Origin of the sequence: Bacillus cereus group sp. N24 (genome assembly GCF_016483345.1) — a bacterium.
In the GTDB taxonomy this organism is placed as follows: domain Bacteria; phylum Bacillota; class Bacilli; order Bacillales; family Bacillaceae_G; genus Bacillus_A; species Bacillus_A toyonensis.
Genome location: NZ_JAEHCA010000019.1, coordinates 1 through 20,779, shown reverse-complemented (window position 1 = coordinate 20,779; position 20,779 = coordinate 1). Strand labels below are relative to the sequence as shown.

Below are 20,779 nucleotides of genomic sequence, written 5' to 3'. Positions count from 1 at the left end.
TTCTATGTAAGGAAATAATTGTTATTGATCCTGACAGAAGAGAGGGTATTTTGTTATGAAAAAAGTAAGAAAAGCGATAATCCCAGCAGCTGGATTAGGAACACGTTTTTTACCAGCTACAAAAGCAATGCCAAAAGAAATGTTACCGATAGTAGATAAACCAACTATTCAATATATTGTCGAAGAAGCAATACAATCAGGAATCGAAGATATTATTATCGTTACTGGTAAAACAAAGCGATCTATTGAAGATCATTTTGATAATGCATTTGAATTAGAGCAAAATTTATTAGAAAAGAAAAAGTATGAGTTACTTGAAAAAGTACAGGCTTCTTCAAAAATGGTAGACATTCATTATATCCGTCAAAAAGAACCAAGAGGATTAGGACACGCAGTTTGGTGTGCACGTAAATTCATCGGTGATGAGCCATTTGCTGTTTTATTAGGTGATGATATCGTTCAAGCTGAAAAACCATGTTTACGTCAGTTAATGGACGAATATGATAAAACACTTTCTTCTGTTATTGGTGTACAAACGGTTCCAGAAGATGAAACACATCGCTATGGAATTATCGACCCATTAGAGCAGGAAGGACGTCGTTACCAAGTTCGTAATTTCGTTGAGAAACCAGCAGCAGGTACAGCACCATCAAACTTAGCAATTATGGGACGTTACGTCTTAACGCCTGAAATTTTCATGTTCTTAGAACAGCAAAATGTCGGTGCTGGCGGTGAAATCCAGTTAACAGATGCAATTCAAAACTTAAATGAAATTCAACGAGTATTTGCTTACGACTTCGAAGGAAAACGCTACGATGTTGGTGAAAAGTTAGGATTCGTTCAAACGACAATTGAAATGGCCCTGCAACACCCAGAATTACGTGGTGACATGGTTACAATGATGAAGAGAATTTTAGACGAACAAACGAATCAAGAGTCTTAATATAAAAAAAGAGTTATTTCAGTGTACTGAAATAACTCTTTTTTATTAAGAAATCGTCGAATGAGAACGTTGATAAGCAGAACGGCGTACAGCATAGTATATGCGAGGTGCGATAATAGCACCGATAATTGTAAATGCAATATCTTTTACTGCAAACCACATCATAATCATCCAGGCAGCTTTATAACTCATATTACCGCCCATGAAGAGATTGACCGCCCCGTACATGTAAGTAGTACCGATAATATAAGTTAAAATGATTCCTGTGAAAGAAGCGATAGCAAATATACTGAATGTTGGTCTTTCTTTTTGTTCTACTATTTTTCCTGATACGTAAGCAACGATAATAAATGCGATAATAAAACCACCAGTAGGATCTAAAAGTGCTCCGAATCCGGCTTTGAAGTTAGCGAAGATTGGTGCGCCGGCTACGCCAACTAGCATATACACAGTCATTGATAATGCACCAAGTCTACTTCCAAGAAGAAGGCCTGCTAAAATTGCGAAAAATGGTTGCATAGATAACGGAACGCCCGCTATTTGCAGGAATGGCGCCCAAGATACAATATTTGCACCAATGGCCATAAGAGCAACAAACATGGCAGCTAATGCTAAATCTAAAACATGAAATATTCTCATAATGTTAACCTCCTGTTGTTTTTAGGTTAACATTATCGTAGCGAAAATATTTACTTGTTGTCAATCAAATTATTTTGATAAGAAGGCTTCAAATAGTCTCTTAGCAACGTATACGGAATACGAAATTGTGGAATGCCGCTTGAATAAGGAGCGATCTCATATAAAGGGAAATAAATAACGAGATTGTTTGGTTCTAAAAAGAAGTGAAACTTTTTAGCACTCATTACTTTTTCCGTTGCATCAGGAAAATAAATACTTTCATTTTGTTTAATTTGCCTTACAATTTCTGCACGGATTACTTCTTTATATTTATCTTCTTGTTGAAATAAATCGTCTAAGCGTAGTAATTTTTTTTCATTTAAATCAAATGTGTTTGCTTTCCACGTATAAAGGCCGTGTGCCCCGCCCGTATATTGATAGTAATTCACATATAGGCTGAGAAAAGGTGGTTTATTTAAGGAGATTTTATAATCAACATTCGCCACGTACGGATGGAAGGGTGTACTAGACCCTTCTGTTTCTTTATAATATTTTTTTGCTTCTTTTTCTAATTTGTTTTTAAATTTGTCAGTAGATTTTTTGTAATAGAAATTGAGCTTATTTTGAAATTTAGAATCGGAAAAATTGTGAAAAGAAGGCCTACTAATTTGATATTCTATATAAGGTTTCTTACCTTTTTGCGTTATAGTCTGAACATCGATTGTCAGGTTAGATGCTTTGGCTGCCATTGCACAATTTGGTACAATAGTCAGCAAGGAGAGCATGAGCAATAGTATACAAAGTTTCTGTTTCATTGTGGTGAAACCTCCTTATATAAGTGTTATAGGTAGTTTGAAAATAAATAGGTAAAATTATACATTTAATTAAAGAGAGAAGGCGAAAACGATATGGCAAAAACTTTAATGGACTCACTTGGAATTGAGTTGTTAGAAATGACAGAAGATAAAGTAGTTGCTACGATGCCTGTTGACGAGCGTACGCATCAGCCGTTTGGATTTTTACATGGTGGTGCTTCTATAGCGTTAGCGGAAACAGTAGCAAGTGTTGGATCATATAATTTAATTGATCAAGAGAAATGTATTTGTTTCGGTCTAGAAATTAATGCAAATCATATTCGCTCAAAGAAAGATGGAATCGTAACAGCAATCGGGACACCGATACATAGAGGACATTCAACGATGGTTTGGGATATTCGTATCATTGATGAAAATGATGATTTAATATGTATTTCAAGATGTACAGTAGCAATTAAAGAAAAACGTGAAAAATAAAAAAGAGGCAGCTCTAATGAGCTGCCTCTTTTTTTATAATTAGAACTGGATTTTCTTTTCTAAGAAACCTTTTAGTTCGCTAATTGGCATACGAACTTGTTCCATTGTGTCACGGTCACGTACTGTAACAGCTTTGTCTTCAACAGAGTCGAAGTCGTATGTGATACAGAATGGTGTACCGATTTCGTCTTGACGACGGTAACGTTTACCGATAGAACCAGTTTCATCAAAGTCTACCATGAAGTCTTTAGCTAGTTCTGCGAATACTTCAGTAGCACCTTCAGATAGCTTTTTAGATAATGGTAAGATTGCTGCTTTGTATGGTGCTAAAGCAGGGTGGAAACGAAGAACTGTACGAGAATCGTTTTCTAATTGCTCTTCTTCATATGCATCACATAAGAACGCTAATGTTACACGGTCTGCGCCTAAAGATGGCTCGATGCAGTATGGTACGTAACGCTCGTTCGTTTGTGGATCGATATAGTTAAAGTCTTCGTTAGAGTGTTCCATGTGACGTTTTAAATCGAAGTCTGTACGAGATGCAACGCCCCATAGTTCGCCCCAACCGAATGGGAATTTGAATTCAATGTCAGTTGTTGCGTTACTGTAGTGAGATAGCTCTTCCTCACCGTGGTCACGAAGACGCATGCTCTCTTCATGCATACCAAGTGAAAGTAACCAGTTTTTACAAGTTTCACGCCAGAATGCGAACCACTCTAAATCTTCACCAGGCTTACAGAAGAATTCAAGTTCCATTTGTTCGAATTCACGTGTACGGAATGTGAAGTTACCAGGCGTGATTTCGTTACGGAAACTCTTACCAATTTGGCCAATACCAAATGGAAGTTTTTTACGCATAGAGCGTTGTACGTTTTTGAAGTTTACGAAAATACCTTGTGCTGTTTCAGGACGAAGGAAGATTTCGTTTGTGCTAGACTCTGTAACACCTTGGAATGTTTTGAACATTAAGTTGAACTGACGAATTTCAGTGAACTCTTCACTACCACAATCAGGACATTTTACTTCATGTTCTTTCATTAAGTCGGCCATTTGGTCGAAAGTAAGACCGTCAACAACCATTTCAATGCCTTTTGCATCTAATGCATCTTCAATTAATTTGTCAGCACGGTGACGCGCTTTACATTTTTTACAGTCGATCATTGGATCGTTGAAGTTACCAACGTGACCAGAAGCGATCCAAGTTTTTGGGTTCATTAAAATAGCTGCATCTAAACCAACGTTGTGTGGAGATTCTTGAATGAATTTTTTCCACCAAGCTTTTTTAACGTTATTTTTTAATTCGATTCCAAGTGGACCGTAATCCCAAGTGTTTGCAAGACCACCGTAAATTTCAGAACCAGGGAAAACAAAACCGCGATGTTTCGCTAAGTTTACAACTTGTTCCATTGAATACATAATAAAATCCTCCTTTTGAAAGTTAACGTATTGGCGATGACGTGCTCTGGTACTTGTGAAATGAGCAGTATATGCTTTGAAAAACATAAAAAAACGCTCATCCCAAGGCATATTTGCCTAGGGACGAGCGTTTGCCCGCGGTTCCACCCTAGTTGATACACAAAAGGTGCATCCACTTTATCATGTAATGCTCGAGACTGCCGTTTCCTTGCGTCTTCAGGCTTTCACTATCCCTGAATCGCTTTTTGTGCAAGTACTTATAAGTCCGTCATCGCTACTTATATTAATAATAATGAACATATTCTAACACGTTCTTTTTTAAATCTCAATAGAGGAACGCGTCTATCTATGATAGAGTCTCGCCTATTTTTTCGTTATTTATTCCGTAATTTTGTTTAATATGCTTAATTGCTTCACGTTTACTGAGCGGGGCAAGCTCGTTATTTTGCACGTATTCCCAAACGATATCAGGCTTTGTTTTTGCATACTCGCGAAGAACCCAGCCGATCGCTTTTTGAATGAAAAATTCTTTTGAAGAATGTAGTTGTCCAATAATCCAGAAAAGAAGTTCTTCATCCATCTTTTGTTTATATTTTAGTTGGAATAAAATAGCGGCACGTTGTAACCATATGTTATCTGATGCAATCCATTTTGGAATATATGCAGAAATTAATTCGGGATGTTGTAAAAAGATAGTACCTAAAAATGTAGGGACGATGCTATCAACAGAATCCCACCAAGATTTCGTAACAATAAGTTCTTCTAAAAATGGGATATGAGTTTCGTTTATATGCTTTTTATATTTTTGCATAATATCAAGTGCGGCAGCTTGATATTCACGTTCTGGTAAGTTCCAAAGTTCACGTACGATAATTTGGAAGTCTTTTTTATCTGGGAGAGTATGTATTTGAATGACGTCTTTTAATAATTGGCGTCTTTCCGGTGTTTGAATACCTAGAAATGGGAAGTGATTTTTCATATAACGAGCCATTGGTTCTGCTTTTTCAGGATTTTGATGAGCTGTAAAATGCTCTTGTAATGCTTGTACAAATGGATGCATAAGTGTTTCTCCTCTCTTATTACCTTTCTTCTCTTATTATACAAAGAGTTTGGTTAAATTTTAAAACATAACTTGCAATGTAATGAAATATGTTGAAAAGAGAGGGGAGAGGATAAGATGGAAGATCAGAGCGTACTAGCAGGTTTCTTTGCTCTTAGTTTTGCGTTTATTCTTGTTATAATAATTTGGGCAATTATTTCGTATTTGTTAACGGCTTTTGCACTTTATACGATGGCAAAAAATGATGGTGCAACTGATGGGGTTCTTGCGTTTATTCCATTTTTGAATAGTAAGACGTGGGGTGACTTGGCGAAGGATAAATTACCAGATTTCTTGAAAGAAGAGGCAGGGTGGAAAGTATTCGGTATATATGTCGCATGTTTTATCTTTAACTTCGTACCAATTATAAGTTTACTAGCAACAGCCGTATCGATTGTGCTGTCCATTTATCTCATCTACGCTATTTTAGACAGATACGGAACGAACTCTATACTATTTACGATTATTCATGTAATCACATTTTCGGTTTTCTTGCCGATTCATTTATTCATTATCCGAAATGAGCCGGTAAGATATAACGAGTAGATATATGCGGGGAGCTGTTTCGAAGTTATTTTGGAACAGCTCTTTGTTGGTTAATTGATATTTCGTTGACCAAGAAAAAAGGGCTGCCACATAGGACAGCCCTTTTTCTACTACATAAGATAGCGTAAATAAATATAAATATGAGAAATGATTAATGAAACAATCATAATTGGGAAGCCGACTTTAAGGAATTCCATGTAGCTAAATTTATGTCCTTCACGACTTGCGATTCCGGCTACGATTACGTTAGCAGAAGCCCCAATTAAAGTTCCGTTTCCACCTAGGCAAGCACCTAATGCTAATGCCCACCATAATACGTCGATTTGTGCGTCAGAAGGTGATAAACCTAGCCCAACTGCCATATCGTTAATAAGTGGAATCATTGTTGCAACGAATGGAATGTTATCGATTGTTGCAGAGGCGATACCAGATACCCATAGAATAAGGATAGATGCATGAGAAATATCTCCGCCTGTTATTCCGACTACCTTTTGAGCTAACATTTTGATAAGACCGATATCGATAAGTCCTCCAACGAGTACGAATAGTCCCGCGAAGAAGAAAATTGTCACCCATTCTACGCTTGCGAATACTTCTTCAATTTCATGTTCTTTCACACCGATTAGCATAAGTACAGTAGCACCAGTCAAGGCGATAATAGCTGCATCAACATGGAAAATGGAATGAGTCATGAAACCTACAATTGTAAGTCCAAGTACTGTTAAAGATTTTTTCATTAATACTGGATCTTTAATGTATTGTTTTTCATCTAAGCTCATTAATTTTTTAACTTGTACAGGATCAGCAATTAATTGTTTACGGTACATGAAGTAAAGTATTGTTGCTGTAACTGCAATAATAATAATTACGATTGGTGCTAGATTCAGTAAGAAAGCATTGAAGTCTAGGTGCTTATTTGCAGAACCAATCATAATATTTGGCGGATCACCAATTAATGTTGCTGTTCCCCCAATGTTTGAAAAAATAATTTCAGAAAGTAAATAAGGAACAGGATTTACTTGCAAGATGCGCGTAATAGATAAAGTAACTGGAACAACAAGAAGTACAGTTGTAACGTTATCTAAAAATGCGGAGCCAAGCGCGGTAAGTAGGGAAAGGGAAATTAAAATTTTAATTGGATTTCCTTGTGCCCCTTTTGCTGCTTTAATGGCAACGTATTGGAAAACACCGGATTTACTCGTAATGTTCACCAAAATCATCATACCGATGAGTAGCGTAATCGTTCCCCATTCAATATGTTTCGTAAAGGCGTTATGTAAATCGACGACCCCCACAATTACCATGAGTGCTGCACCAAGAAGTGCGATGACAGCGCGATTAATTTTTTCAGAAATAATAATGGCATATGTAATTAAAAAGACTGCGATAGCAAAATAATACTGCCAGTTAGCGAGTTCTTGCGTTGTTTCGTGCAAAAATCTCATCTCCTTTCATTCATTTTTCTTAGTGTGTCAAATATTAACTAGATGAAACACACATAACGTCATTATAAAGTAGAAAAACTGCGGATGTAAATGAAAGGAGGGATTTTGTCATATTTTCTGCATAGGTCATTTTTTCTCATTTTTAAAAATATTTGTGGGCATTTGACATATATATAAGATACATCCAATCTGAATATTTAAAATGGAATTAGCATTCGAGCTTGTTCGTGTAGGAGTGTCAAATAGAAAGGAATGACAAAGATGATAAGGAAGGGATCGTATGGATGAACAACGATTTTTATTTTTAGATTTTGAGTTTACGATGCCCCAGCATCGAAAGAAACCAAAAGGATTTTTCCCAGAAATTATTGAGGTAGGACTCGTCTCGGTTGTAGGTTGTAAGGTAGAAGATACGTATTCATCACATGTCAGGCCGAAAACATTTCCTTCTTTAACGGATCGATGCAAGAAATTTTTAGGAATTAAACAAGAAATCGTGGATAAAGGAATTTCATTTCCTGAACTCATTGATAAACTTGCAGAATACGAAAAAAGATGTAAACCGACCATTGTAACGTGGGGAAATATGGATATGAAAGTGCTGAAGCATAATTGTGAAATGTCGGGAGTAGCTTTTCCGTTTTTCGGACAGTGTCGTGATTTATCGCTTGAGTATAAGAAGTTTTTTGGAGAAAGAAATCAAACAGGATTATGGAAAGCGATTGAGGCGTATGGAAAAGTAGGAACGGGTAAGCATCATTGTGCGCTAGATGATGCGATGACGACGTACAATATTTTTAAATTAGTAGAAAAAGATAAAGAGTATTTAGTGAAACCAGCACCTCCAACATTAGGGGAACTCGTGGACTTTTCAAAAGTGTTAAAGAAAGTGAGTACACAGTAACGACCAAATTGCACAGTATGTAATTTGGTCGTTTTGTTTTTTAAAGTTTGTAGTCTTGTTTTAACTGCTCTAATGTTTCTAGACTACGAACCGCAAAAGGTGAATCATCTTCAGAAAATGAATTTATTTGAGTTTCTAATGCTAATTTGAGTGAATCTGTATAATCTAGAATCTCTCCTTCATATTTCTTCACCATTTGTTCGGGAATGTTTGTCTGTTCACGGAAAGCTAAAGCGCGTCTTTCATGGAAAAATGGTACGTCAGCTTGTTTTACGTTATGTAAGTCACCTTGCACCGGATGTTTTAAAACAGCTAATACTTTTACGACGTAACTGCCAGGGCGGCTATTTGTAACTTCGCCGATGTATTTGCCCGTTTTATAAATACCAGTAACGATTTCACCAATTTCAAATGTTTCTCTCATATTTTTCACCTCAAGTTTATAGTAAGGAAAGTAGGAGAAGGAGTCAAAGAAATCATTCGCTTTCGGAACGCCCCCTTGAGAATATGAATTGGTTCAACTATAATTTAAAATAATATAACAGAAAATTCTGATGGTTTTTGAATCCTACAATAAGGAGTGTTTCATATGATGCCTTTATATTTTCCGGAAGATAAAACAGAATATATTATTCCAGGGATTGTTTGCGTTCTATTTATCATTGGTGCCGTTGCTACGTGGCGTATGTTCATTCGTGTGTCCAAACGAGAAGCAGAGCGATTACAGAAAGTAGAAGAAAAGCTTTTAGCTGAAAAGAAACGGTAATTCATTTTTGTATGTTTCCCTCTATGCTCGGACAATCTAAGGGCAGAATGTATTTTGGAGGGAATAGAATGAAAAGACGGCTTTTTTTCAGTTGTTGTTTATTATTTCTGATGGCAGGTTGTGACCAAGGAAAGCCGAAAGAAATTGAAGTGAAATTACATAATGCTTCAGGAGATGAAGTAGGGACTGCGAAAGTAGTTCAGCAAACAAGTGGAGTGAAAATTACGATTAAAGGGGAAGGTTTCGCACCTGGTCCGCACGGCATACATGTACATGAAATTGGAGAGTGTAAAGCGCCTCGTTTTGAATCGTCTGGTAATCATTTTAATCCAGATAATAAAAAGCATGGCTTACTCAATCCGAAGGGTGCGGAAAATGGTGATTTACCGAATGTAATTGCAGATGGTTCTGGAAAGATTAAAGCGGATATCGATGCACCGCACATAACGCTTGAAGAAGGGAAAACGACGATTCATAGAAAAGATGGAGCGTCTATTATTATTACTGAAAACCCTGATGATGGCATGACACAACCAACGGGTAAATCTGGTGATCGAATTGCTTGCGGTGTGATTGTAAAAAAAGCGTCGGATATGAAGAAAAAGTAAAAGCTACCGTGGATGGTAGCTTTCTTTGTGAAACGTAATCGGAAATATATCAGCAATTATGGGAATATATCGACCGCAACTCAACATATATCAGCGATTTTTAAAATATATCAATTTACCGACAACAATTGAGAAAGGAGCCTGCCCCAAATTGATTCGTGGGCAGGCTCCTTTCTTATTATGAAAACGTATGGCGCAGTCTGTTTAAAATTTCTTCTAAAACAGATCGTGGGCAGCCAATGTTAATTCGAATATGTTCTTCGCCGCCTAATCCGTACTTTTCACCAGGTTCGACGATAAGTTTTCCTTTTTCCTCAAGTAACGTGGTGCGCTCGTTTTGAGAAAGTTTTAGGTGAGAACAATCAATCCATAATAAAAAGCTACCTTCGGGCTTCGTTACGGAAAGAGTAGGTATGTGATTTTTGATATATTCACAAGCGAATTGAGCGTTATCTTCTATATATAGTCGGATTTCATTTAGCCAATCATTACATTCTGTATAGGCGCTTTGCATCGCTGTATAAGCAAATATATTTAGCCCATGGAACCCTTGTCTATATTGAATAGACGTAAAGGTATTACGTAGTTTTTCATTTGGAATAATAATGATAGATGCTTGTAATCCAGCTATATTAAATGTTTTACTTGGAGCCATACAAGTAATGGTACGTGCTGCTAATTCTTCAGATAAAGAGGCGAATGGTGTATGAGTACGATCTCCGTAAATAATATCGGCATGAATTTCGTCTGAGACAACAATTACATTATATTTTGTACATAACGCTCCGAGCTTCATTAGCTCGTCTTTCGTCCAAACGCGTCCAATAGGATTGTGAGGACTACAAAGAAGCATTAGTTTAATCCCTTGTTGAAATTGTTTTTCTAAATGATCGAAGTCTATCATATATGCGCCATTTTGTTTATATAATGGGCTCACGCATAATTGTCTGTTGTTTGTTGTAACCATTTCGAAAAATGGAGGATAAATAGGTGGTTGTACAAGAACGGGTTCGTTTTCTTTTGTGAAAGCTTGTATGCTCGTACTAAGAGCTGGAACGATCCCCGCACTAAATACGATCCATTCTTTTTGAATATCCCAGTTGTACTGTTTTTTTGTCCAGTTACAAATAATGTCTCCAATATGTTCAGGTGGAAGTGTATAGCCAAAAATAGGGTGTTCGATACGTTTTTGTAATGCAGTTTGAATTGGTTTTGGTACTTCAAAATCCATATCGGCAATCCAGGCATGAATGAGTTCTTCGTTTTTATAAGTATCCCATTTTGTACTATGTGTTCCGCGCCGATTTACCGTTTTATGAAATAGCTGCATATGTTTGCCCCTTTCTTCTGTGAAACTGCTAAGTTATGAAAGTTCTCTCTCTTCTTATAGAATAGCTGATGTGATAGGATAAAGAAAAGTATTAAAAAGTGAAAAGGCGGGAAGTAGATGGGTACATATGAAAAGATGATAGAGGTTGTGAAGAATTGGGATCCGTTTCGAATGGGACCGGAGTTTTATGAAACAGAAGCGAGCGATGTAGTGAACGTCGTAACTGTGTTTGACGATTCGAAATATATTGCAAAGAAGATTCAACATATATACTTTATGTCTTTTGAGGAAGTACCTGCGCTTGAAAAATGTGAGAAATTAGCTGAAGAGTTACTTGTATTAAAAGAAGGCGGAAGTTGCTCATTATAGACTGTCGGAATTTCCGACAGTCTTTTTTATATTATCCCGCTATTTGCAGGGCAGTAAGACCCCCACCTAAAAAGACGGTTGAGGCAAAGAAGTGAGGTGGGAGACCCACTGCTCGTAAAAGCCCGATTGGTGCGGGCTAATAATCAGCGGGGTGAAACATTCCGCTGATTAAAGTTTCACTTTATTGCGCGGAAAAAGCGATAATTTCTTCATAAACATGTTCAGGCTTTTCCTCAGGTAGTAAATGCCCTGTATTTTCGTAAGAGATAAATGTTGAATTCGGTAAATCTTTATGGAGACGGTGTCCTACATGTACAGGGACGACGCGATCTTTTTCACCCCAAATGAGTAGTATAGGCGTTTCAATTTTTTGTAATTCAGTTGAAGATAAGTCACCTTCACGGTCTCGTATCATGCGAGTTAGGGCGGGGAATATACGGTTGTCATAAAAAGGAGCGGAGTAGCCTTCCTTCATTTCATCATCAATTAATGAGTGATCATGAACGACATTCATTAAGTTATGAACAATTCCGCGCCTTATAATCCAGTTCTTTACGTATAAATGAAAGAACGGTAAATAAGAAGAATACAGTAAAGGTAAGGTTGCGCGTGCTAAATAGCTAGAGCTACATAGTAAAATCGTCTTTGAGATTAGTTCAGGACGTATACGGTTTACATAGAGAGAAATTTGCCCGCCCATAGAATGCCCAATTAACACAATATTTGAGAGAGATAAATGTTCGATTAAATCGATAATAATGGTTGCTAAATTGTGATAAGAATACTTAAAGAGATGAGACTTATCACTTTTTCCGAATGGAGGCAAATCAAGAGCCAGTACTGTTCCTGCTTTCGATAGTAAAGGAATGAGACGGCGGTAACTGAATGAGGAAGATAAAAAGCCGTGAACGAGTACGAAAGTAGGACGTTTTGTTTTATTTTTATGTTCATACAATTCGTAATGAATAGTAGTGCCGCGAGTGGAAAAAGTGAAATAAGGACAAGTATATTCATGATTCATTTTTTGTCACTCCATTGATTTTTGTTCATATCATCTCCAAGGTAGAAAAAAATATGTTAACAAAAAAAGGCAAGATGACATTGTCATCTTGCCTTTCACTTATTCATCATTACCCGCGAACAATATTAGGCGGTGTTTTTCCTTGTAACCCTGCAACTAAATTTTCAGCGGCTGTCATGGCCATTTGCTGCCGAGTTTTTAATGTCGCAGATCCGATGTGCGGTAAAGTCACAACCTTTTGTAATGATAAGAGCGGATTATCTTTTTGAATCGGCTCTTGTGTAAAAGTATCAATGCCTGCTGCAAAGATTTTCTTTTCTGTTAAGGCATGGATTAAAGCTTCTTCATCTACTGTTTTCCCGCGAGAAGCATTAATGAAGATTGCTGTTTCTTTCATTAATGAAAATTCCTTTTCTCCGATAAGATGATACGTTTCATCTGTTAATGGAGTAAGAAGAACAATAAAGTCAGACTGTTTTAGTAGCGTCTGTAAATCACAATATGTAGCATCGAATTTTTGCTCTGCTTCTTCTTTACGGCGACGGTTATAATAAAGAACATCCATATCAAATCCGAATTTTGCTCGTTTTGCAACGGCCTCACCAATTCGTCCCATTCCGATAATACCGATTGTACTATGGTGCACATCTAGTCCGAAATGTTCTTTTCCGATTTCAGCGTTCCACTCACCATTTTTCACATAGGAATCGAGTTCGCAAACACGACGACCAGCAGATAACATAAGAGCGAAAACGAGGTCAGCTACTGTATCATCCAATACGTATGGTGTATTCGTTCCGATGACATTTCGCTTTTCCATCGCTAGTAAATCAAAATTATCATAGCCAACAGAAATGTTACTCACTACTTTTAATTTCGGTGCAACATTTAACAATTCTTCATTTATGGCAGATCCGAAATTTAATAACCCATCTTTATCTTGTATTTTCTCTAATAGAACATCACGAGGTACTTTCTCATTTTGATTCCATGTTTCATAATCACAGTGTTCTGATAAATAGTTTTCTACAAATGTTGGAACTGGTTCAGCGATATATACTTTTGGTTTCACGGTTCCATCCCCTCTCACTTTTATCCCTTGTTAACGGACAATAAGCCTCCCGCCCCTAAAAATGCCTGAAGCAAAGAAGATAGGGGGAGACTAACTGCCCGTAAAAGTCCGATTGGTGTGGGCTAATAATCAGCGGGATGAACCTTTCCGCTGATTAAAGTTTCACTTTACCCCGCATTAAAGGACAGTAAGCTTTCCACCTTGAAGAACAGCTAAGGCAAAGAATATAAGTTGGAAAGCAACTGTCCGTAAATGCCCGATTGGATCAACTAATAATCAGCGGGATGAACCTTTCCACTGATTAAAGTTTCACTTTATTTTGACATAATTCTCTAAAAAAATCTTCTTTTCAAACTGGAAAGGGTATTTGTATAATTTAGACAGAAACGAAAAGGAAGGATGATTTATATGGTGACTGAAAAGGAATTAGAATTATTGGCTTGTCTTGAAAAAAGTAGTCGTTTGTCTGTAGATACATTGGCAAAGCTGTTAAATATAGAAGCAGAAGAAGTGAAGAAGATGGTTGCGAAATTAGAAAGTGAAAAGATTATTGTGGATTATGTAACACATATTGATTGGACAAAAGTAAAAGAACATACGGGTTTAACAGCGATGATTGATGTGAAAGTTACGCCGAAGCACGGTGTTGGGTTTGATGCAGTTGCTGAACAAATTTATCGCTATTCAGAAGTGAAATCCGTGTATTTAATGTCAGGGACATATGATCTTTCTATTACATTAGAAGGAAAGACGATGGGAGAAGTAGCGATGTTTGTTTCTGAGAAATTAGCAACGATTGAATCTGTCGTTTCTACAACAACTCATTTCATTTTGAAGAAGTATAAACATGAGGGAATTATTTATGAAAAAAACGATGATGATAAGCGGATTGTGGTGACACCATGAAGCAGTTTGAACTATCTAGAGTAGCAGAATCTTTACAACCGTCTGGTATTCGAAAGTTTTTCGATTTAGCCGCAAGTATGAAAGGTGTTATTTCACTTGGAGTGGGAGAGCCTGACTTTGTTACACCTTGGAATGTAAGGCAAGCATGTATCCGTTCTTTAGAGCAAGGATATACAGCGTATACAGCAAATGCAGGATTATTGGAGCTCCGTCAAGAAATAGCAAAGTATCTAAAAAAACAATTTGCAGTATCTTATGATCCAAACGATGAAATCATTGTTACAGTTGGAGCGAGCCAAGCGTTAGATGTAGCGATGCGTGCCATTATAAATCCTGATGATGAAGTACTCATTATTGAACCGAGCTTCGTTTCTTATGCACCGCTTGTAACATTAGCTGGAGGAGTTCCAGTTCCTATAGCGACTACTTTAGAAAAAGAGTTTAAAGTACAACCCGAACAAATTGAAGCAGCTATTACAGCGAAAACAAAGGCAATTTTACTTTGTTCCCCTAATAATCCAACAGGTGCAATGTTAAACAAATCCGAACTAGAAAAGTTAGCAGTAATGGTTGAGAAGTACAATTTAATCGTATTATCTGATGAAATTTATGCAGAGCTTGTATATGACGAAGTGTATACGAGTTTCGCGAGCATTCAAAACATGCGCGAACATACGATTTTAATTTCGGGATTTTCAAAAGGATTTGCGATGACAGGATGGCGTCTCGGTATGATCGCAGCTCCCGTTCAATTTTCAGAGTTGATGCTTAAAATTCATCAATATTCCATGATGTGTGCACCAACGATGTCCCAGTTCGCAGCTCTTGAAGCATTACGCGGAGGGAATGATGAAGTCATTCGAATGAGAGATAGCTATAAGAAACGCCGTAATTTTATGGCGACATCTTTCAATGAGATGGGATTAACGTGTCATGTGCCGGGCGGAGCGTTTTATGTCTTTCCTTCTGTTGCCTCAACTGGACTAACTTCAGTGGAATTTGCAGAACAGTTATTACTAGAAGAAAAAGTGGCTGTTGTACCTGGAAGTGTATTTGGAGAAAGTGGTGAAGGATTTATTCGTTGTTCGTATGCAACATCGCTTGAACAACTTATGGAAGCAATGAAGAGAATGGAACGGTTCGTTGAGAATAAAAAAAGGACAAAACATAATACGTTTTGTCCATAAAAGGGGGGGAATACTAGAAAGCCATGTGTTAGTATTCTATCCCAATATTGGAGAATTATACGTGCTACAGGAAATTTTTTCGTGAATTTTGAATGAGTTCTGTCATAGTGGTATAATTTACTAATATAAGGTATGCGCCTGTTAGGCAGCGATACGTAACAGGCGTACTAATTAATCGGATATTTAAAATAAGTACATCTGTTTTGCAATCTACATTTGTAGAGAAAATGGTAAACGTATGGGAGTGTTTCATATGTCAGAACAATATACAACAGGAGTGGTTGTAACAGGGAAAGTGACTGGAATTCAAGATTACGGTGCATTTGTAGCGTTAGATGCAGAAACACAAGGACTTGTGCATATATCTGAAATTACAAATGGATATGTAAAGGATATTCATGACTTTTTGAAAGTCGGCGATACAGTAGAAGTAAAAGTACTTTCAATTGATGAAGAGCACAGAAAAATGAGTTTATCGTTAAAAGCGGCGAAAAGAAAACAAGGAAGGATTCTTATACCGAATCCATCTAAGGACGGATTTAATACGTTGCGAGAAAAGCTGACAGAATGGATTGAAGAGTCCGAGTTAACAAAGTAAAAGAGGAGCGCATATGAGCGTTCCTCTTTTACTTTATCTTATGATATATATTTGCAAATATGATTGCATGCAATCATATTCGTATGTCGGAGGTGAAGAGGACATACTGGTTATCGAATTTCGTTTGTTTCTGGGTGTGTACCAAGATTTTCAGATGGTTTAAAGAGTAAACCAAGATTGATAAGCCCAGATATACCAACGATGCCGTAAATAATACGTGCAAGAGCTGAGTTTTGTCCGCCGAAAATGGCTGCTACTAAGTCAAACTGGAAGAACCCGATTAGTCCCCAGTTTACTGCACCAATTACAGTAAAGACTAATGCGATACGTTGCAATGTACTCATGAAAAAGCCCCCCTTAATTGTGAAGCATGAGCAAGCGCTGAGTTAATCAACTCTTTTATAGAATGGTGCAGTTATGTTGTTTTTATACATAAAAAATGTGTGAAAAAAGGATGTATATACATCTATACCGAAAAATGCGAATTTTTATGCAAAAAATGAACTTTTTCTAAAAAATATATATTGGTTACGTTTACACTGGTTGAATCGCTTGATTTACAACTTCAGTTTCGCTAAAGTGAATACAGAAATACATATCCATAATTGGAGGGAAAAAGATGAGTACACACGTAACGTTCGACTATTCTAAAGCGTTATCCTTCATCGGTGAACATGAAATCACTTATTTACGTGATGCAGTGAAAGTAACACATCATGCAATCCACGAAAAAACTGGAGCTGGGAACGATTTCCTTGGGTGGGTAGAGCTTCCGCTTCAATATGACAAAGAAGAATTTGCTCGCATTCAAAAATGCGCAGAAAAAATTAAAAATGACTCTGACATTTTACTTGTTGTAGGTATCGGTGGTTCTTACCTAGGAGCACGTGCAGCAATCGAAATGTTAAACCATTCATTCTACAATACGCTTTCTAAAGAACAACGTAAAACTCCACAAGTGCTATTTGTTGGACAAAACATTAGCTCCACTTACATGAAAGATTTAATGGATGTATTAGAAGGTAAAGACTTCTCTATTAACGTTATTTCCAAATCAGGTACAACAACAGAGCCTGCACTTGCATTCCGTATTTTCCGTAAGTTATTAGAAGAGAAGTATGGAAAAGAAGAAGCTCGCCAACGTATTTATGCAACTACAGATAAAGCGCGTGGTGCATTAAAAACATTAGCTGATAACGAAGGCTACGAAACATTCGTAATTCCAGATGATGTTGGAGGACGTTTCTCTGTATTAACGCCAGTTGGTTTATTACCAATCGCAGTAAGTGGCTTAAATATTGAAGAGATGATGAAAGGGGCAGCTGCTGGCCATGACGACTTCGGGGCATCAGAACTAGAAGAAAACCCAGCTTATCAATACGCAGTAGTTCGTAACGCTTTATACAATAAAGGAAAAACAATTGAAATGCTTGTTAACTATGAGCCAGCACTTCAATACTTCGCTGAGTGGTGGAAACAGTTATTTGGTGAAAGTGAAGGAAAAGATCAAAAAGGTATTTTCCCATCTTCAGCAAATTTCTCAACTGACTTACACTCATTAGGTCAATACGTTCAAGAAGGTCGTCGTGACTTATTTGAAACAGTTCTTAAAGTGGGTAAATCTACACATGAACTGACAATCGAATCAGAAGAAAACGATTTAGATGGATTAAACTACCTTGCTGGTGAAACTGTAGACTTCGTAAACACAAAAGCATACGAAGGTACATTACTTGCACATAGCGATGGTGGAGTACCAAACTTAATCGTAAATATTCCTGAATTAAATGAGTACACATTCGGTTACCTTGTATACTTCTTCGAAAAAGCATGTGCGATGAGCGGCTACTTATTAGGCGTAAATCCATTTGACCAACCAGGAGTAGAAGCATACAAGAAAAACATGTTTGCTTTACTTGGTAAACCAGGATTTGAAGAATTGAAAGCAGAATTAGAAGAGCGTTTAAAATAATAAAAAGCGACCGGATCTCCGGTCGCTTTTTATTATTTTACTGAAATGTCCATCGGTATATTCAAACTAGAATGGGTATGCTAAAGGAAAAGTCTTGGAGGGATGGGCTTGATTCCGATTCAATCAAAGTTAAAAGGACATACATATGCGTTATATAAGTTAGAAGAGGTTATGAAACCACTTGGATATAGTATTGGTGGCAATTGGGATTACGATAAAGGGTGCTTTGATTACAAAATCGACGAAGAAGATGGCTATCAATTTTTACGAGTGCCATTTACAGCTGTGGATGGGGAATTAGATGTGCCTGGTGTAATAGTCCGTCTTGAAACGCCGTATATTCTTTCGCATGTGTATCAAGACGAACTAGATGATAATGTGAATGCTTTAACAGCTGGAACGAGCGGATTTGATCAATTTGCTGAGCCGAAAGATCCAGATGGACATGTGAAAAGTAAGTATATTAATATTGGGAAAGTATTAGTACAGGAACTAGAGCGTCACTTTTTTAATGGTGAATAACAATGAGTATGTCGCTTTCGATAAGAATGAAGGTATGGACTGGGTTAATCATATATTGATCGTCACGCTTTATACCTAGTAAGAGAATGTTTTGTTTTAAAAGAGTATAGCTACAATTTGCAAAAGTTTGTCCGGTGCAAGGCGGAGAAAGCTCCATCAGTTGTAATTTGTTATCAGAGATTTCATCGTAAAGTGAGAATAGTACACCTGAAATAGAAGGAAATAAAAGAGAAGCGGTAAATACATAGCTCGTTAATTTATTTCCTTCTATAATTTCTGATACACCAGCTCTCGTTGCATTTTGAATTTGATCCGAAGTAAGAAGTTCAGCGATGCAATGAATGTTTGGATTAAGTCCTTTTGCAGTTAAAATATTTAAGATGGACTGTGTATCAGCTAAGCTTTCATTTTTTTCTTTATCAGCCGTTATTAATATGGTGTGTGCCGTTGTAATGTTAGCTTTTAATAACGTTTGATCGTGATGTGGACAACCTTTTATAAACTCTAAATGATGAAATGGTTTTGGAAGTAAAGAAAGTGTTTCATCAATTAAAACGATATCAAGGTTTGGTTGTAAGATGTGCATTTGTTTTACAACATGTTTTGCCCGTTCGTTCCAGCCGACAATAATCATATGACCGCTAGCAGTCGCAGCTTCTTCTCCTTTAACTTTCATATATTGTTTATTAATCATATCAGTGGCGAATAGAACCATATAATAAGAACAAAAACCGGTTCCAAATAAAATAATACTCATACCGATGAGTTTGCCTATTAGTGTATGTGGGGCAAAGTCACCATAGCCAACAGTGAAAATTGTAACGATTGACCACCAAATTCCATCAAACCATGTGGTGAAGTGCGATGGTTCTAATCTATGTATAAGAAAGCCGGAAAAAGCAGTAAGTACAACAATAAAGCAAATTAAACGAAAAATAATGGAATCACGAAATGTATCTACTAAATTTGGACGGGATTTCAATTGCTAATTCCTCCTTACTTTGCAGGACTACATTCATTGTTACCATTATAGAAAAAAGAAAAACTCTCTAATTTAAAAGAGAGTTTGTTTTCTATTACATACTTTCAACTTCAGTTTGTTGAACACTTTCAAGGTGTTGAAGAGCATAATAAACATCAGCAGTATGTCTTTTTTGATCGATAGACAATTTTAAATGTAAATAGTGCGAACCATTTTCCAATGTTTTGAGCTTCATGTTCTTAACTTTTATATCCATTTCTTTTATTTCTTCAATTACGATCGGGATATTGTCCATATTTCGTACAACAAGTTTCACTGCGATATCACGTTGACGAAATGACCTAGGTCCTATAAATTTCATCGTTAATGGTATAAGTTCTACACTAATCATAAGGAAGCACATTCCGAAAATCGCTTCAATATAGAAACCAGCTCCAACGGCAATGCCAATACCAGAAGCACCCCAAATCATGGCGGCGGTCGTTAGCCCAGCAATACTATCGTTTCCTCTTCGTAAAATAACACCTGCACCTAAAAAACCAATTCCTGATACAATTTGAGCAGCAAGTCGAAGGGGGTCCATATTCATATGGTCGGTATGTGGTAAATTGTAAGCTGCTTTAATAGAAACAATAGTGAGGAGGCAACTAATAATAGAGATAACTAAACAAGTCTTTAAACCAAGTGGTTTACGTTTTAATTCACGTTCTAAACCGATGGCGAATCCTAAAATAGCCGAGAGACCTAGTTTGAGTAATAAATCGGTATAGTCCATATGTATTCCTCCTTGTATGATATTTTATAGGAATAAAACGTTTATTATAGAAAGAAACGTTTTTTGATAGAGTAACTTTATATAGAATATATGTAGGAATTGCTTATACATGAAAGAGATATTTCGTTTAAGTATATGATATTAAAAAAGAAATGTGGGTGGTTTTAAAAAAAGTTTATAAAAGGTGTTGCATTTCAATTTTCACCATGATATATTAATAACCGTCGCTGATGCGGAAACGCAGAAAACGACAAAAAAGAAATTAAAAAACTTAGTTGACATCGAAAAACGAAGATGTTAACATAAGGAAGTCGCAAATGAGCGACCAAGTAGTTCTTTGAAAACTGAACGAAACAAACAACGTGAAACGTCAATTTTTATTTTTAGATGCTAGACAAACTAACTTTA

24 protein-coding genes are annotated in these 20,779 nt (G+C 36.8%); 12 read left to right on the top strand and 12 right to left on the bottom strand.

Going from position 1 to position 20,779, the window contains the following annotated elements; translation table 11 throughout:
• Window positions 1-55 precede the first annotated feature (55 nt).
• Entirely contained in the window at window positions 56-943 is an 888-nt protein-coding gene (galU, locus tag JDS95_RS22555) for a UTP--glucose-1-phosphate uridylyltransferase GalU (protein ID WP_000757816.1), read from the top strand.
• A 45-nt stretch (window positions 944-988) separates the two neighbouring features.
• On the opposite strand, the gene JDS95_RS22550 is transcribed toward galU, so the two are convergent.
• On the bottom strand, window positions 989-1,582 hold the full coding sequence (locus JDS95_RS22550) for a biotin transporter BioY (protein WP_085451240.1): 594 nt from the start codon (window positions 1,580-1,582) through the stop codon (window positions 989-991).
• A gap of 50 nt (window positions 1,583-1,632) precedes the next feature.
• The gene (locus JDS95_RS22545) at window positions 1,633-2,376 is read right to left on the bottom strand and encodes a DUF3298 and DUF4163 domain-containing protein (protein ID WP_000810658.1); all 744 of its coding nucleotides are present in this window, start codon (window positions 2,374-2,376) and stop codon (window positions 1,633-1,635) included.
• A 93-nt stretch (window positions 2,377-2,469) separates the two neighbouring features.
• On the opposite strand from JDS95_RS22545, the gene JDS95_RS22540 reads away from it, so the two are divergent.
• Window positions 2,470-2,853, top strand: coding sequence for a hotdog fold thioesterase (locus JDS95_RS22540; RefSeq protein ID WP_001140604.1), 384 nt, complete (start codon window positions 2,470-2,472; stop codon window positions 2,851-2,853).
• A 39-nt stretch (window positions 2,854-2,892) separates the two neighbouring features.
• Here JDS95_RS22540 and JDS95_RS22535 read toward each other — a convergent pair whose 3' ends face one another.
• Complete coding sequence (locus JDS95_RS22535) at window positions 2,893-4,269, bottom strand: glycine--tRNA ligase (RefSeq protein ID WP_000287143.1); 1,377 nt, start codon at window positions 4,267-4,269, stop codon at window positions 2,893-2,895.
• Window positions 4,270-4,615: 346 nt separating this feature from the next.
• The gene (locus JDS95_RS22530) at window positions 4,616-5,329 is read right to left on the bottom strand and encodes a DNA alkylation repair protein (protein ID WP_000553335.1); all 714 of its coding nucleotides are present in this window, start codon (window positions 5,327-5,329) and stop codon (window positions 4,616-4,618) included.
• Between the two features lie 117 nt (window positions 5,330-5,446).
• Here JDS95_RS22530 and JDS95_RS22525 point away from each other — a divergent pair, with 117 nt between their 5' ends.
• Complete coding sequence (locus JDS95_RS22525) at window positions 5,447-5,914, top strand: hypothetical protein (protein WP_000390112.1); 468 nt, start codon at window positions 5,447-5,449, stop codon at window positions 5,912-5,914.
• Window positions 5,915-6,024: 110 nt separating this feature from the next.
• Here JDS95_RS22525 and JDS95_RS22520 read toward each other — a convergent pair whose 3' ends face one another.
• Window positions 6,025-7,350, bottom strand: a complete 1,326-nt coding sequence (locus tag JDS95_RS22520; RefSeq protein ID WP_000545233.1) for an ArsB/NhaD family transporter — start codon at window positions 7,348-7,350, stop codon at window positions 6,025-6,027.
• Between the two features lie 289 nt (window positions 7,351-7,639).
• Between JDS95_RS22520 and kapD the strand changes: the two genes are divergently transcribed.
• The gene (gene kapD / locus JDS95_RS22515) at window positions 7,640-8,263 is read left to right on the top strand and encodes a 3'-5' exonuclease KapD (RefSeq protein ID WP_000344367.1); all 624 of its coding nucleotides are present in this window, start codon (window positions 7,640-7,642) and stop codon (window positions 8,261-8,263) included.
• 40 nt (window positions 8,264-8,303) lie between these two features.
• Here the strand turns inward: kapD and kapB are convergent, their stop codons facing one another.
• Window positions 8,304-8,687, bottom strand: a complete 384-nt coding sequence (kapB, locus tag JDS95_RS22510; RefSeq protein ID WP_001209335.1) for a kinase-associated lipoprotein KapB — start codon at window positions 8,685-8,687, stop codon at window positions 8,304-8,306.
• Window positions 8,688-8,852: 165 nt separating this feature from the next.
• On the opposite strand from kapB, the gene JDS95_RS22505 reads away from it, so the two are divergent.
• The gene (locus tag JDS95_RS22505) at window positions 8,853-9,029 is read left to right on the top strand and encodes a hypothetical protein (RefSeq protein ID WP_000982764.1); all 177 of its coding nucleotides are present in this window, start codon (window positions 8,853-8,855) and stop codon (window positions 9,027-9,029) included.
• A gap of 68 nt (window positions 9,030-9,097) precedes the next feature.
• Window positions 9,098-9,637 (top strand): superoxide dismutase [Cu-Zn], encoded by a 540-nt coding sequence (gene sodC / locus JDS95_RS22500; protein ID WP_000829097.1) that lies wholly within the window; start codon window positions 9,098-9,100, stop codon window positions 9,635-9,637.
• A gap of 178 nt (window positions 9,638-9,815) precedes the next feature.
• Here the strand turns inward: sodC and JDS95_RS22495 are convergent, their stop codons facing one another.
• A complete protein-coding gene (locus JDS95_RS22495) occupies window positions 9,816-10,967 on the bottom strand; it encodes a MalY/PatB family protein (protein WP_098820182.1) in 1,152 nt (383 codons plus the stop codon).
• Between the two features lie 117 nt (window positions 10,968-11,084).
• Here JDS95_RS22495 and JDS95_RS22490 point away from each other — a divergent pair, with 117 nt between their 5' ends.
• On the top strand, window positions 11,085-11,336 hold the full coding sequence (locus JDS95_RS22490) for a YugE family protein (protein WP_000537646.1): 252 nt from the start codon (window positions 11,085-11,087) through the stop codon (window positions 11,334-11,336).
• A 181-nt stretch (window positions 11,337-11,517) separates the two neighbouring features.
• Here the strand turns inward: JDS95_RS22490 and JDS95_RS22485 are convergent, their stop codons facing one another.
• Window positions 11,518-12,357 carry an alpha/beta fold hydrolase gene (locus JDS95_RS22485; RefSeq protein ID WP_001015213.1) on the bottom strand — a complete coding sequence of 280 codons (840 nt, stop codon included), beginning with the start codon at window positions 12,355-12,357 and terminating at the stop codon, window positions 11,518-11,520.
• A gap of 109 nt (window positions 12,358-12,466) precedes the next feature.
• Entirely contained in the window at window positions 12,467-13,453 is a 987-nt protein-coding gene (locus JDS95_RS22480) for a 2-hydroxyacid dehydrogenase (protein WP_391509443.1), read from the bottom strand.
• A 384-nt stretch (window positions 13,454-13,837) separates the two neighbouring features.
• Here JDS95_RS22480 and JDS95_RS22475 point away from each other — a divergent pair, with 384 nt between their 5' ends.
• The 3 genes from JDS95_RS22475 to yugI all read left to right on the top strand — a co-directional run bounded on the left by JDS95_RS22475 (window position 13,838) and on the right by yugI (window position 16,120).
• On the top strand, window positions 13,838-14,335 hold the full coding sequence (locus JDS95_RS22475; RefSeq protein ID WP_000255688.1) for an Lrp/AsnC family transcriptional regulator: 498 nt from the start codon (window positions 13,838-13,840) through the stop codon (window positions 14,333-14,335).
• The gene (locus tag JDS95_RS22470; RefSeq protein WP_000808548.1) at window positions 14,332-15,522 is read left to right on the top strand and encodes an aminotransferase; all 1,191 of its coding nucleotides are present in this window, start codon (window positions 14,332-14,334) and stop codon (window positions 15,520-15,522) included. The genes JDS95_RS22475 and JDS95_RS22470 overlap by 4 nt, the downstream gene beginning before the upstream one ends.
• Before the next feature lie 253 nt (window positions 15,523-15,775).
• A complete protein-coding gene (gene yugI, locus JDS95_RS22465; protein ID WP_000003767.1) occupies window positions 15,776-16,120 on the top strand; it encodes a S1 domain-containing post-transcriptional regulator GSP13 in 345 nt (114 codons plus the stop codon).
• Between the two features lie 110 nt (window positions 16,121-16,230).
• Here yugI and JDS95_RS22460 read toward each other — a convergent pair whose 3' ends face one another.
• Window positions 16,231-16,464 carry a DUF378 domain-containing protein gene (locus JDS95_RS22460; RefSeq protein WP_000105788.1) on the bottom strand — a complete coding sequence of 78 codons (234 nt, stop codon included), beginning with the start codon at window positions 16,462-16,464 and terminating at the stop codon, window positions 16,231-16,233.
• A 275-nt stretch (window positions 16,465-16,739) separates the two neighbouring features.
• Here JDS95_RS22460 and JDS95_RS22455 point away from each other — a divergent pair, with 275 nt between their 5' ends.
• Both JDS95_RS22455 and JDS95_RS22450 read left to right on the top strand, forming a co-directional pair.
• On the top strand, window positions 16,740-18,092 hold the full coding sequence (locus JDS95_RS22455; RefSeq protein WP_199690801.1) for a glucose-6-phosphate isomerase: 1,353 nt from the start codon (window positions 16,740-16,742) through the stop codon (window positions 18,090-18,092).
• A 108-nt stretch (window positions 18,093-18,200) separates the two neighbouring features.
• Window positions 18,201-18,614, top strand: coding sequence for a YugN-like family protein (locus JDS95_RS22450; protein WP_199690800.1), 414 nt, complete (start codon window positions 18,201-18,203; stop codon window positions 18,612-18,614).
• Here the strand turns inward: JDS95_RS22450 and JDS95_RS22445 are convergent.
• Both JDS95_RS22445 and JDS95_RS22440 read right to left on the bottom strand, forming a co-directional pair.
• A complete protein-coding gene (locus JDS95_RS22445; protein ID WP_000842336.1) occupies window positions 18,601-19,596 on the bottom strand; it encodes a potassium channel family protein in 996 nt (331 codons plus the stop codon). The two genes, JDS95_RS22450 and JDS95_RS22445, sit on opposite strands and share 14 nt — an antisense overlap.
• Before the next feature lie 94 nt (window positions 19,597-19,690).
• Window positions 19,691-20,371 carry an MgtC/SapB family protein gene (locus tag JDS95_RS22440; protein ID WP_000386692.1) on the bottom strand — a complete coding sequence of 227 codons (681 nt, stop codon included), beginning with the start codon at window positions 20,369-20,371 and terminating at the stop codon, window positions 19,691-19,693.
• Window positions 20,372-20,779: the final 408 nt, after the last annotated feature.

Coding starts and splice junctions, on each gene's coding strand:
- JDS95_RS22460 (WP_000105788.1), bottom strand. CDS start 16,464: ATGAGTACATTGCAACGTATCGCATTAGTCTTTACTGTAATTGGTGCA.
- JDS95_RS22530 (WP_000553335.1), bottom strand. CDS start 5,329: ATGCATCCATTTGTACAAGCATTACAAGAGCATTTTACAGCTCATCAA.
- JDS95_RS22525 (WP_000390112.1), top strand. CDS start 5,447: ATGGAAGATCAGAGCGTACTAGCAGGTTTCTTTGCTCTTAGTTTTGCG.
- JDS95_RS22470 (WP_000808548.1), top strand. CDS start 14,332: ATGAAGCAGTTTGAACTATCTAGAGTAGCAGAATCTTTACAACCGTCT.
- JDS95_RS22545 (WP_000810658.1), bottom strand. CDS start 2,376: ATGAAACAGAAACTTTGTATACTATTGCTCATGCTCTCCTTGCTGACT.
- JDS95_RS22440 (WP_000386692.1), bottom strand. CDS start 20,371: ATGGACTATACCGATTTATTACTCAAACTAGGTCTCTCGGCTATTTTA.
- galU (WP_000757816.1), top strand. CDS start 56: ATGAAAAAAGTAAGAAAAGCGATAATCCCAGCAGCTGGATTAGGAACA.
- JDS95_RS22540 (WP_001140604.1), top strand. CDS start 2,470: ATGGCAAAAACTTTAATGGACTCACTTGGAATTGAGTTGTTAGAAATG.
- JDS95_RS22505 (WP_000982764.1), top strand. CDS start 8,853: ATGATGCCTTTATATTTTCCGGAAGATAAAACAGAATATATTATTCCA.
- JDS95_RS22495 (WP_098820182.1), bottom strand. CDS start 10,967: ATGCAGCTATTTCATAAAACGGTAAATCGGCGCGGAACACATAGTACA.
- JDS95_RS22550 (WP_085451240.1), bottom strand. CDS start 1,582: ATGAGAATATTTCATGTTTTAGATTTAGCATTAGCTGCCATGTTTGTT.
- sodC (WP_000829097.1), top strand. CDS start 9,098: ATGAAAAGACGGCTTTTTTTCAGTTGTTGTTTATTATTTCTGATGGCA.
- JDS95_RS22455 (WP_199690801.1), top strand. CDS start 16,740: ATGAGTACACACGTAACGTTCGACTATTCTAAAGCGTTATCCTTCATC.
- JDS95_RS22490 (WP_000537646.1), top strand. CDS start 11,085: ATGGGTACATATGAAAAGATGATAGAGGTTGTGAAGAATTGGGATCCG.
- JDS95_RS22485 (WP_001015213.1), bottom strand. CDS start 12,357: ATGAATCATGAATATACTTGTCCTTATTTCACTTTTTCCACTCGCGGC.
- JDS95_RS22535 (WP_000287143.1), bottom strand. CDS start 4,269: ATGTATTCAATGGAACAAGTTGTAAACTTAGCGAAACATCGCGGTTTT.
- kapD (WP_000344367.1), top strand. CDS start 7,640: ATGGATGAACAACGATTTTTATTTTTAGATTTTGAGTTTACGATGCCC.
- kapB (WP_001209335.1), bottom strand. CDS start 8,687: ATGAGAGAAACATTTGAAATTGGTGAAATCGTTACTGGTATTTATAAA.
- JDS95_RS22475 (WP_000255688.1), top strand. CDS start 13,838: ATGGTGACTGAAAAGGAATTAGAATTATTGGCTTGTCTTGAAAAAAGT.
- yugI (WP_000003767.1), top strand. CDS start 15,776: ATGTCAGAACAATATACAACAGGAGTGGTTGTAACAGGGAAAGTGACT.